Raw genomic sequence first — 11,340 nt, 5'->3', positions numbered from 1 at the left:
GGGTGATGGAAGCCATCAGGCACCTTCCAATTGGCTTGCGTTGCGGTTCTTGCCGCCCAGCCTCTGCAGCAGCAGGGCGAGAGCCAGACCGATCACGACGAGGATGACGCCGAGGGCACTCGCTGCGCCCATGTCATTGGCTTTGAACCCGGTGAGGTACATGTGCAGCGGGAGCAGCCGCGTGGCGTAGCCGGGACCGCCGCCGGTGAGGACGAAGACGAGGTCAAAGTACGCCAGGGATCCGACCACCATGAGCGTGGAGGAAGTGATGATGGTGTACTTCAGCTGGGGCAGCGTGATGTTGAAGAACTGCTGGACCCGTCCGGCACCGTCGATTTGCGCGGCCTCGTACAGCGACGCGGGGATCTGACGCACGCCGCCTTGGTAGATCAGCGTGTGGAACGGGACAAACTGCCAGGCGATGACGAAGACGACGACGAACAGCACCAGGTCTGAATTGCCCAGCCAGTCCTGGGCCAGGATCGGCAGCCCAAGCCCGGCGCCCAGGCCGAAGTTGGGGTCCAGGAGGGCCTTGAACGCGATGGCGACGGCGGCCGAGGACAACAGCAGCGGCACGAAGTACAGGACGGCCAAGGCCGCCCGATACTTCTGGCCCGCGGCGGTGAAGACCCCCAAGAGCAGGCTGATGGGTGCCTGGACGATGAACGAGAAGAGCATGATCTTCGCCGTCACCAGCAGTGCGTTGCCGGTGACGGGGTCCGTCAGGACAGTTGTCCAGCTGGACAACCCGTCCAGCTTGATCTCGCCCAGGCCGTCCCACGAGGTGAAGCTCAGGAACAAGACGCCGATCAGCGGAATGATGGCGAAGAGCAGGAAGAAGGCAAGGGCTGGCGCGGCCAGCCACCCCGACGGGCCCGGCTGGAGGGCCTGTCGGGAAGAACCGGATGTGGTGGACACTGGATTACTTTCCGATCGTCGCGTTCATCGTGGCGACGAACTGCTCCGGGGTGATCTTCTTCAGGAAGATCTGGTCGAGGTTGGCCAGCATGGCGTCACCCTGCGCCGGGCTCAGAGCCTGGTCCCAGGAGAGCGTGAAGCTCGGGGCGTTCTTGGCCATGCCATACACGTAGGTCAGGAAGTCCTTGTCCGGGGACGCTGCGAGCTTGCTTTCGATGCCCTTGACCACCGGCACGGCCCCGGAGTCGATGAGGCCCTGGATGTTGCTGTCCGAGAACATGCCGCTCTTGACGTATTCGAGGGCCGCCTTCTTCTGGCCGTCGGTGGCCTTCGAGGAGACGGACCAGAAGTTGGACGGGTTGCCCACCACGTTGGTCGGGTCCCCCTTGCCGCCGGAAACCGTGGGGAAGGTGGTGTAGCCGAGCTTGCCGCTCTTGACGAAGTCGGCGGCGTCCTTCTTCATGCTCTGGTAGATCCAGCCGCCCTGCAGGATCATGGCCGCCTTGCCGGTGTACAGCAGCGCCTGGTCGGCGTTGCTGTCCGCCGCGATGGACGAGAAGCCATTGGCGAAGCCGCCCGCGTCCACGAGCTGCTGGATCTTGGTCAGCGCCTCGGTGACCGCGGGGTCGGACCACGCGTTGGGCTTGTTGGCCGCGATGTTGGCGAAGACCTCCGGGCCGCCGATGCGTTCAACGAGGTACTCCAGCCACATCAGGTCCGGCCACCTGGACTGGCCGCCGAGTGAGAACGGGGCAATGCCTGCGTCCTTGAACTTCGGCACGAGTGCCATCAGCTCTTCCCAGGTCTTGGGCGCCTCGGCGCCCACCTTGTCGAAAACGTCCTTGTTGAAGTAGAGCACCACAGGCTGCACATTGTTGTTCGGCAAGGCATAGGTCTTGCCGTCAAGGACACCGTTCTTGAGCACCGCCGGAAGGTAACGGTCCTTGACCTCGGGGTTGTCCGCCAGGAACCCGGAGAGGTCATCCACCTGTCCCGCGTCCACGTAGGACTTCAGCACGCCGCCACCCCAGCCGTAGATGAAGGTGGGGCCCTGACCGGCACCGACAGCGGTGCGCACCTTGGTCTTGTAGGCGTCGTTCGCAAAAAAATCGAGCTTGATGGACGAATCCGGATGGGCGGAGTTCCAGTCAGTGACGGACTTCTGCAGGACGGGCTGGTTGCCGCCCGTCAGCCCCCACATTGTGGCCGAGTCTGCGCTGGCGGCAGTTCCCGCCGGGCCGCTGGAGCCGCAGGCGGCCAGGCTGATCGAAACTGCGGCGGCCGAGAGGGCCATCGCGGCACTGCGAAACGTACGATTTTTCATCTGGGATTCCATTCGTCCTCCGGGGTCTGCGCTGATGGCCCGGTTGTGAGAGTGGCAGCCCAACCCTCACAAGGAAGGCTGCGCTGCCGCTGCTGATGGGGTGGAGCTAAGCTTCGAAAAGTTTCGTAAAAGTTTGCGACTTCTGAAACTAAAGTAGTGGTGACAACAGTCACAGTCAAGAGCAAAATCGGAAACGTTGGTTCACTTGGATCAAATAGACTTGACGCCCCAGGCAAACAAGGTGAGACTTCTCCATATCGAAATATTTCGAAAGTACAGGAGTCATCGTGTCAACAGTCCAGGGTTCCGGCAGGCCCACGCTTGCCGCCGTCGCCCGGGAGGCCGGCGTCTCCTCACCCACGGTCTCCAAGGTCATCAACGGACGGGAGGACGTTGCCGAGAGCACGCGCACCAAGGTCCTGGCGGCACTCGAGCAGCTGGGCTACCAGTCCACGCACCAGCGCAAACACGCCGAGGGCCGGACCGGGATTGTGGAAGTGGTGTTCGACTCGCTGTACTCCGCGTACGCCGTCGAGGTCCTGAACGGAGTGCTGGAGCAAGCCGCCTCCATTGACGTCCAAGTCCTGATCGATGTGACCGGGCACCCTGCGGCCATGACGCTCAGTCCGGAGCGGCGGGCCCAACGCATCCTGGATGAAGGCCGGCTCGGTTTGATTGTGGTGACTTCCGGCTTCAGCACGGCACAGCTGAGCGCCTTCCGCCGGCGGCACATCCCGGTAGTGGTGATCGATCCGCTCAACCCGCCGCCGCCGGAGGTTGTCAGCGTGGGTGCCACCAACTGGGCGGGCGGCAAGGAAGCTACGGAGCACTTGCTCGGCCTCGGCCACCGGCGGATCGCTTACGTCGGAGGACCGGAATCGGCCGAATGCAACCAGGCGCGCCTCCATGGCTACATGGCGGCACTCATGGCCGGCGGAGTCCAGGTGCGGCCCGACTACGTCCTGCTGGACAAGTTCCGCCCGGAACACGGAATTCGCAGCCTCCAGGCCCTTATGGCCCTCCCCGAGCCACCGACAGCCATTTTCGCGGGGAGTGACAGCATCGGCCTCGGCGTCCTGGCCGAAGCCCGGAGGCACGGACTGCGGATCCCGGAAGACCTGAGCCTGGTGGGCTTCGATGGCACGTACCAGGCGGAGCAGTCCATCCCGGCCTTGACCACCGTGACGCAGCCGCTGCAGGAGATGGGCCGCGCCGCCCTGCGCGCCGTCCTCCGGCAGGCCAACGGCGAGGAACTCGACTCGCGTCGGGTGGAACTGGCCACCCACCTTGTGGTCCGGGAATCGACGGCGCCTCCTGCTCTCGGGAACCCGGAGCCGGGCACGCCGCGTCACTAGTCCTCGCGGCACAGGCTGCCGCCCGCCTCCGCCGTGAGCCGGTTCGTGGCCTCCGACGAGTCCGACGGGCAGGTGATTCCAGCCTGCCGCCGGGCTTCATCGAGCAGCGACATGACCATCAGTGTGTCGGCCAGCGGCATAGTTGGGCTCTCGGTCAGCCCGAGTTGAAGGCAGCGGAGCACCTCGCGCAGCTGATAGGTGTACCCATGCCCCGCAGGCACAAAGGTCTCCAGCCGGGTCTCTCCCGAGCCGAAGGTGAGGGCCAGCTCCGTCGGGTTGAACAGCGGTGCGTTGCACCGCATTAGGCCCTTCGTGCCGGACACCGTGGCTGCCTGCGCCGACACGGTGGTCAGCGACACCATGAACTGGGCGCGGGCCCCCGAGGGATAGGAGAGGGTGACAGCAGTTTCGGCATCCACTCCGTCGCCGGTGATGTGGGCTGCGGCCGTCAGGGACTGGGGCGCCCCCAACGCAATGAGCGCCCAGGTCAGCGGATATACGCCGACGTCCATCAACGCGCCGCCCCCTGCCGCCCGCTGCCACAGGCGGGTCTCCGGATGGCGGGGCGCCGGGAAGCCAAGATCCGCTTGGATCGACCGGATCTCGCCCAGTTCCCCCGACGCGATGATCTCCGCCGCCCGCTGCACACTGGGAAGAAACCGGGACCATACGGCCTCCATCAGGAACAGCCCTTTGCGCCTGGCCAGCCCGGCCAGGACAGCGGCGTCCCGCGCGTTGAGCGTCATCGGCTTCTCGCACAGCACATGCTTGCCGGCCTCGAGCGCCGCCTTGGCCACGGTGAAATGGCTGGCGTGCGGTGTGGCGACGTACACGATGTCGACGTCGGGGTCCTGGATCAGCCGTACGTACCCCGGTAGGCCTCCGTCGTCGCCGTAGGCGTGGCGGAAGCCGTGCCTGGCGGCGAATTCCTCCGCGCCGGCGCGGGACCTGGAACTGACGGCGTGCAGGACGGCGTCCGGCAACAGGGCGAGGTCGCTCGTGACAGTGGACGCGATCCTGCCGGTGGAGACAACTCCCCAGCGGACAGGTTCGCCGGAGGCACGGAGCGGGTCCTGGTGGCCGGAGGCAAGCAGTGGAGTCCGGGCAAGCAGGGGCTCAGTTGCTGGGGTCAATGTGGCTGCTCGCCCTCAGGTAGTTTTGCCGTATTACCGGGTGGAAGTCCGGGGCGGGTGCGGCGTCCACCGCGACAGGCCAATCCGGACGGTTGCCGTTGTGGGCCCACGCCGCCTGGACAGCGGCACCCCGGGCCACGTACTCCCCCGGGCTGGGGATCACGACCGGCAGATCGAAGACCTGGGCCGCGATGGACTGCACCGCAGGGTTCTGCACGGCGCCGCCGATCAGGAGGAGGCGTGTTGCGGCGCCGCCTTGCGCCCGGAGGGAATCGAGCCCGCCGGACAGTCCGCTCAGCATGCCTTCGATGGCTGCCCGGGCAAGGTTGCTCCGTGTGCTGGAGGCAATGCTGAGCCCGTGGAAGCTGGCTTTGGCGTGGGGCAGGTTGGGCGTGCGCTCACCTTCGAAGTACGGCACCAGCACCACGCCACCGGCGCCGGGTTCGGCGTCCAGGGCAAGACGCGCAAGTTCGTCGAAGTCCACGCCCAGGATGCCGGCCACCGAGCTGAGCACCCGTGCTGCATTCAGCGTGACAGCAATCGGGAGGTACTCGCCGCTGGCGTCCGCGAATCCCGCCACGGTTCCGCTGGGATCGGAGACGGCGCGGGACGCCACCGAAAACACCGTGCCGCTGGTGCCCACGGACACCACCACGTCTCCGGGCTCGGCCCCCAGTCCCAGGGCGGCGGCCGCGTTGTCGCCGGCACCCGCGCCCAGCAGGATCCGGGGCCCGGATTCCGACGGGCCGAAACCCGCCGGGGCTGGCCGTTCAGCAGAGCATCCGAAGCAGCCGGGGTGGATGGCTCCAGCGGTGTCGCCGGGGCCGAGAACCCGCGGCAGAATAACGGTTCCGGGTTCCCCCGGCCCGGCGTTCCCGGTGGCCTCCCTGGCGTCCCGGCCGAAGGCGATCTTGAACAGTCCAAGATCGTACTCTCCGGCCGATGGGCTCCAATAGCCGGTTCCGCTGGCGTCCGAGCGGTCGGTGGTGAGCTGTTCGAGGTCTGGGCCCAGGGGGCTGGAGGCTGCCGGGCCGTAACCGCGGAGCCGCCAGGTCAGCCAGTCATGGGGCAGTGCGACGGCCGCCACCCGGTCGGCCAGATCCGGCTCGTGGTCCCGGACCCAGCGGACCTTCGTGATGGTGAAGGAGGCCACCGGGACCAGTCCGGTCCGGCGTGCGAAGTCGTCGGCCCCCACTTCGTCGGTGAGTGCGGCCGCGGCCGACGCCGATCGGGTGTCGTTCCACAGCAGCGCCGGCCGCACGACGTCACCGGCGTGGTCCAGCAGCACCATGCCGTGCTGCTGGCCCCCCACCGAGAGCGCGCTGACGTCCGCCAGCCCGCCGGCGTCGTCGAATGCTGCGGACAAGGCCCGCCACCAGTGGTCGGGGTGCACTTCCGTGCCGTCCGGGTGGGCGGCCCGGCCCTCGCGGACCAGGGTGCCGCTGCCGGCGTCCAGGACCACCACCTTGCAGCTTTGGGTGGAGGAGTCGACGCCGGCAACGAGTGTCATGGGAGCAGCCGTCACGGGATCAGCGGGCGCCGAGCAGGTGCTCGATGAAGAGCTGCTGCAGCTTCACGAAGCCGAAGCCCTTGCCGCCGAAGTAGGCGTCGGCGTCGAAGTCCTCGTAGGAAGCACGGTCGGCGCGGAGCTGTTCGTAGCCTTCGCCCGGGTTGAGTGTGGGTTCGTTGATTTCCGCCACGCGGGAGGCCTGCAGCGCGGCCTGGACCTCGGGATCTGCACGGAAGGCCTTGGCGCGTTCCTTGAGCAGCAGGTAGGTCTGCATGTTGGCGGCGGCGGAGTCCCACACGCCGTCGATGTCCTCCGTGCGGCTGGGCTTGTAGTCGAAGTGGCGCGGACCGTTGTAGGCGGGGCCGCCGTCGGGGCCGCCGTTTTCGAGCAGGTCCACCAGGGAGAACGCGTTCTGCAGGTCGCCGTGGCCGAACACCAGGTCCTGGTCGAACTTGATGCTGCGCTGGCCGTTGAGGTCGATGTGGAAGAGCTTGCCCTGGTAGAGCGCCTGGGCGATCCCGTGGGTGAAGTTCAGGCCGGCCATCTGCTCGTGCCCGGTTTCGGGGTTGATGCCCACCAGTTCGGGGCGTTCGAGCGTTTCGATGAATGCCAGGGCGTGGCCCAGGGTGGGCAGCAGAATGTCGCCGCGGGGTTCGTTGGGCTTGGGCTCAATGGCGAACCGGATGTTGTAGCCCTTGTCCGTGACGTAGTCGCCCAGCAGGTTCACGGCTTCGCGGTAGCGTTCCAGGGCGCCGCGGATGTCCTTGGCGGCGTCGTATTCGCTGCCTTCGCGCCCGCCCCACATGACAAAGGTTTCGGCACCGAGCTCGGCGGCGAGGTCGATGTTGTCCAGCACCTTGCGCAGGGCGAAGCGCCGAACGCCGCGGTCGTTGCTGGTGAAGCCGCCGTCCTTGAAGACCGGGTGGCTGAACAGGTTGGTGGTGACCATCGGGACGATCATCCCGGTGGCCTTCAGTGCGCCCGTCAGCCGGTCGATTTCCCGCTGGCGGTCAGCCGCGGAGCAACCGAAGGGAAAGAGGTCGTTGTCGTGGAAGGTGATGCCGTAGGCGCCGAGGTCGCTGAGCCGGTTGACGGCCTCGACCGTGTCCAGCGGCGGGCGCGTGGCTGAGCCGAACTGGTCCTGGGCCTCCCAGCCCACCGTCCAGAGGCCGAAGGAAAACTTGTCGTCACGGGTGGGCTGAATCGCCATTGAATGCTCCGAGGGGTAGGTGTGGCTGGTTGCTGTGCGTTGGGTTCAGAATGAATTGTTCTATACACAAACATATTATGGATTTCTGTGGTGTCAACCACATGCTTGCGAAGATATCGGGATGACTTTGTTGTTCTCTAGCGGATTTCATGAACGGCTGTTATGTTGTGAACAACAGCAAATATCGCAGTCGATGCGGCAGCTCATCTGGCAATGAGGCCCTGGAGTAAAGGATTCAACCGTGATTGATCAGATGGTGACCGAGCATAACTGGGCGGGGAACTACGGCTACCAGGCAGCGCGGATAGCCCATCCGGCCAGCGTGGCGGAACTGCAGGACTTGGTGGCCGGCGCCGGGAAGGTCCGCGCGCTGGGGTCCCGCCATTCCTTCAATGACATTGCAGATACCGCCGGGACCCTGGTGGTGCTGGACAGGCTCGATGCCGGCATCAGCATCGACGTCCAGAACATGACCGTCACGGTCAGTGGTGGTACGCGCTACGGGACGCTCGCGGCGGAGCTGCAGCGCCACGGCTTCGCGCTCCACAACCTCGCCTCCCTGCCGCACATTTCGGTTGCGGGAGCTGTCGCCACCGCCACGCATGGCTCCGGGGATGGCAACGGCAATCTCGCCACGGCCGTGGCGGCGCTTGAGCTGGTCACCTCGGATGGCACAGTGGTCACGGCCAGGCGTGGCGACGCCGACTTTGCCGGCATGGTGGTGGGGCTGGGGGCACTGGGCATTGTGAGCCGCCTGACCCTGGATATTGAGCCCAGCTTCGAGATTGCCCAGAGTGTCTTTGAAGGCCTGGACTGGGAACAGGTCCTGGCGAGTTTCGACGACGTCACGTCCTCGGCCTACAGCGTGAGCCTGTTCACCGACTGGAGCGGGGCCACAGTGGGTCAGGCGTGGCTCAAGAACCGCACAGACCAGGCGGCGCCACCCGCCGGATTGCCGGAATTCTTCTCCGGCACGCCGGCCACCCAGGCCCGGCACCCGCTACCAGGAGTGTCCGGAAGCAACTGCACGCAGCAACTCGGCATTCCGGGACCGTGGTCCGACAGGGTCGCCCACTTCCGGATGGATTTCACGCCCAGCAAAGGCGACGAGCTGCAGAGCGAATACCTGATCCCGCGGGAGCATGCCGTGGCGGCCATCCGCACGATGCGCAGGCTCTCCAGCGTGGTCACTCCCCTGCTCCTGGTCGGGGAAATCCGCACCATAGCGGCAGACCAGCTGTGGCTCAGCCCCAACTACGGCAGGGACGGGATCGGCCTGCACTTCACCTGGCGCCAGGATGAGCCGGCGGTCAGCGCAATCCTGCCCCTCCTCGAAGCGGAGCTGGCCCCGTTCGCCGCCAGGCCGCATTGGGGCAAACTGTTCCACGGCGGTGCGGCCAGCATCGCCCCGCTGTATCCCCGCTTTGCCGACTTCACCGCGCTGGCTGGCCGGCTGGATCCGGCCGGAAAATTCCTTAACTCATTCCTGGACCGCACGGTGTTCGGCCGCTGATAGTGTCACGATGATGCCTCCACGTACCCATGCTTCCGCGCCTGTGAGCGAACCGGATCCGTCGCGCCGGAACAATCTGTCGCTGCTGACCTCCCTCGTCCATCACCACGGCGTACTCAGCCGCGCCCAGCTGACCCGGCACACAGGGCTGAACCGCTCCACCGTCGGGACGCTGATCGGGCAGCTCGTCTCCCTGGGCGTGGTCTATGAAACGGCTCCCGCCGGCGAGGGGCAGGTTGGCCGGCCCAGCCCGGAGGTCCATCCCAGCCCGTCGGTTGCGGCACTGGCCGTCAACCCGGAAATCGACGCCGTCACCATTGGCCTGGTCAGCCTCGGCGGGAAGGTGCAAAAGAAAATCCGCTTCGAAACCGAACGGATACCGAGCGCCCGGGAAGCGGTGAATATCGCCTCGGCTGTGATCGCCGGGATGCGTTCCGAACTGGATGCCTCTTACCGGATCACCGGAATCGGCATGGCCGTGCCCGGCCTGGTCAATCGCGACGACGGCGTGGTGCGGCATGCACCGCACCTGGGCTGGCGCAATGAGCCGGTCGCCCGGATGCTGAGCGAGGCAACCGGCTACCCGTGCCTGGCCGCCAACGACGCCTCCCTGGGCGCCGAAGCCGAGCTGATTTTCGGGGCTGGTGCCGGGCAGGGGAACCTGATCTACCTCAACGGCGGCGCCAGCGGCATTGGCGGCGGGATCATCTCCGACGGACAGCTGCTCCGGGGGGCCTCCGGCTACGCCGGGGAACTCGGCCACACCTTTGTCCGCACGGGAGGCAAGACCTGCCATTGCGGTGCCACGGGCTGCCTGGAAACCGAAGTCTCCCAATCCCGCCTCCTGGAACTGGCCGGCTTGACCCGCGGCGACACCGCGGACCTCGAAAACGCCCTCGCGAACAGCAGCAGTGCCGAGGTGAACGACGAAGTCGCCCGACAGCTGCTGTATCTGGGCATAGCCCTGCGCAATGCGGTGAACATCTTCAACCCGGAGGCAATCGTCCTGGACGGTTTCCTGGGGACGCTGCATGCGCTCGCGCCGACGTCGTTGAACGGAACGCTGCTGTCCCAGGCAATGGACGGCCCCGCGGGCCAGGTCAAGATCTACCGTGCGGCGCTCGGTTCCGACCTGATGATGATCGGAGCTGCAGAGCTGGCCTTTGCACAGTTCCTGGCCGATCCCGCAGGCATCGGCACAACCACCGCCATCCTGCCCGCACCCACGTCCCAGACAGGCTGACCATGCAGAACCAGACAGTGCAGAACCAAAGCCTGGCACCGATGGGCGAGAACTACGAACTGCAGGCCGCGTTGGGAGGCCGCCGCCAACGAGCAGTCGTGACGGAAATCGCCGCCAGCCTGCGGGCCCTCGAAATCGACGGCATCGCCCTCCTGCAGGACTACCCCGCCACGGCCGGACCGCCGTCGTGCGCGGGCTGGGTCCTGGTGCCATGGCCCAACCGGGTGGCGGATGGAAAGTGGACCTACGACGGCGTCCCGCAGCAACTGGAGATCACGGAGCCCGTCAACGGCAACGCCCTGCACGGGCTGCTGTCCGGCGCCGCATACAGGGTCGCGAACCGGACGGCGGACAGCATCGCGCTGGCGGCCGATGTCGCGCCCGCACCGGGCTACCCCTTTGAACTCGCGACGGCGGTCCGCTACCAACTCGCGGAGGACGGGCTTCTTGTCACCCACAGCCTGACGAATACGGGCAGACGGGCAGCCCCGGTCGCCGTCGGGGCGCACCCGTTCCTCAGGCTGGGCGCTGTGCCCACGGAAGACCTGACGCTGTTCATCAATGCCGACACGCACATCGAGGTCGATGAGCGGCTGAACCAGACCGGTGCCACCGCGGCCGTCCGCGGGACCCGGCACGACTTCCGGGCAGGGCAACGTGTGGGCGACGTCGCCCTCGATGATGCGTGGAGCGACGTCTGCCGGGAACCGGACGGCAGCTCGCTTCACTATCTGGAAGCCCCGGACGGCAGCCAGGTGCAACTGTTCATGGATGCGTCCTTCGGCTATGTCCAGGCCTTCACGACCCGCATTTTCCCAACCGACGGCGGCCTGGTCACAGCGGTGGCGGTGGAGCCCATGACGGCCCCGGCCGATGCCTTGAACAGCGGCAAAGGACTGCGCTGGCTGGCCCCCGGCGAGACGTGGCGTCTCAGCTGGGGTATCCGCTACCAGCTGCCCTGAGAGGCCCGGCGAGTTCGCCGGAAGCCTGCGAGCTCGCCGGAATGTCGGAATGAATCAAGCTGTTTGTGACAGCTGGTTGGTTTTGTGGTTGATGCCGGCGTGGGCCGGGGCGGGTGGTGCGGTGGGTTTGTTTCGGTAGCGGTGAGGATGCCGGGCGTGGCAGGCGTTGAGG

At 66.4% G+C, this 11,340-nt stretch carries 9 protein-coding genes; 4 read left to right on the top strand and 5 right to left on the bottom strand.

Annotated features, from left to right (window positions below):
• Positions 1–15: 15 nt before the first annotated feature.
• Positions 16–918, bottom strand: a complete 903-nt coding sequence (locus tag LQV16_RS21310; protein WP_229995853.1) for a sugar ABC transporter permease — start codon at positions 916–918, stop codon at positions 16–18.
• A 4-nt stretch (positions 919–922) separates the two neighbouring features.
• Entirely contained in the window at positions 923–2,242 is a 1,320-nt protein-coding gene (locus LQV16_RS21305) for an extracellular solute-binding protein (protein WP_229995852.1), read from the bottom strand.
• A 287-nt stretch (positions 2,243–2,529) separates the two neighbouring features.
• Between LQV16_RS21305 and LQV16_RS21300 the strand changes: the two genes are divergently transcribed.
• Entirely contained in the window at positions 2,530–3,597 is a 1,068-nt protein-coding gene (locus LQV16_RS21300; protein WP_229995851.1) for a substrate-binding domain-containing protein, read from the top strand.
• On the opposite strand, the gene LQV16_RS21295 is transcribed toward LQV16_RS21300, so the two are convergent.
• The 3 genes from LQV16_RS21295 to xylA are packed head-to-tail and all read right to left on the bottom strand — an operon-like array spanning position 3,594 to position 7,450.
• Complete coding sequence (locus LQV16_RS21295) at positions 3,594–4,730, bottom strand: Gfo/Idh/MocA family oxidoreductase (protein ID WP_229995850.1); 1,137 nt, start codon at positions 4,728–4,730, stop codon at positions 3,594–3,596. The genes LQV16_RS21300 and LQV16_RS21295 overlap by 4 nt on opposite strands.
• Positions 4,714–6,240 (bottom strand): FGGY family carbohydrate kinase, encoded by a 1,527-nt coding sequence (locus tag LQV16_RS21290; protein ID WP_229995849.1) that lies wholly within the window; start codon positions 6,238–6,240, stop codon positions 4,714–4,716. The genes LQV16_RS21295 and LQV16_RS21290 overlap by 17 nt, the downstream gene beginning before the upstream one ends.
• Before the next feature lie 19 nt (positions 6,241–6,259).
• Positions 6,260–7,450: a xylose isomerase gene (gene xylA / locus LQV16_RS21285; protein WP_229995848.1), complete on the bottom strand. Its 1,191-nt coding sequence runs from the start codon at positions 7,448–7,450 to the stop codon at positions 6,260–6,262.
• Between the two features lie 253 nt (positions 7,451–7,703).
• On the opposite strand from xylA, the gene LQV16_RS21280 reads away from it, so the two are divergent.
• From LQV16_RS21280 to LQV16_RS21270, 3 genes are read left to right on the top strand one after another with little or no spacing between them, the layout of a single operon-like run.
• Positions 7,704–8,963 (top strand): FAD-binding protein, encoded by a 1,260-nt coding sequence (locus tag LQV16_RS21280; protein WP_229995854.1) that lies wholly within the window; start codon positions 7,704–7,706, stop codon positions 8,961–8,963.
• Positions 8,964–9,006: 43 nt separating this feature from the next.
• Positions 9,007–10,206 (top strand): ROK family protein, encoded by a 1,200-nt coding sequence (locus tag LQV16_RS21275; protein ID WP_229995847.1) that lies wholly within the window; start codon positions 9,007–9,009, stop codon positions 10,204–10,206.
• A gap of 2 nt (positions 10,207–10,208) precedes the next feature.
• Entirely contained in the window at positions 10,209–11,168 is a 960-nt protein-coding gene (locus LQV16_RS21270) for an aldose 1-epimerase family protein (RefSeq protein WP_229995846.1), read from the top strand.
• Positions 11,169–11,340 lie beyond the last annotated feature (172 nt).

Origin of the sequence: Arthrobacter sp. Bi26, assembly GCF_918697925.1 — a bacterium.
GTDB lineage: Bacteria > Actinomycetota > Actinomycetes > Actinomycetales > Micrococcaceae > Arthrobacter.
The sequence above is the reverse complement of the archived record's forward strand: the minus strand, read 5'-3'. Positions and strand labels throughout refer to the sequence as shown.

Bases quoted from the DNA above. Each gene is read 5' to 3' on its own strand.
- LQV16_RS21305 (WP_229995852.1), bottom strand. From the start codon at position 2,242: ATGAAAAATCGTACGTTTCGCAGTGCCGCGATGGCCCTCTCGGCCGCC.
- xylA (WP_229995848.1), bottom strand. From the start codon at position 7,450: ATGGCGATTCAGCCCACCCGTGACGACAAGTTTTCCTTCGGCCTCTGG.
- LQV16_RS21270 (WP_229995846.1), top strand. From the start codon at position 10,209: ATGCAGAACCAGACAGTGCAGAACCAAAGCCTGGCACCGATGGGCGAG.
- LQV16_RS21290 (WP_229995849.1), bottom strand. From the start codon at position 6,240: ATGACACTCGTTGCCGGCGTCGACTCCTCCACCCAAAGCTGCAAGGTG.
- LQV16_RS21280 (WP_229995854.1), top strand. From the start codon at position 7,704: ATGGTGACCGAGCATAACTGGGCGGGGAACTACGGCTACCAGGCAGCG.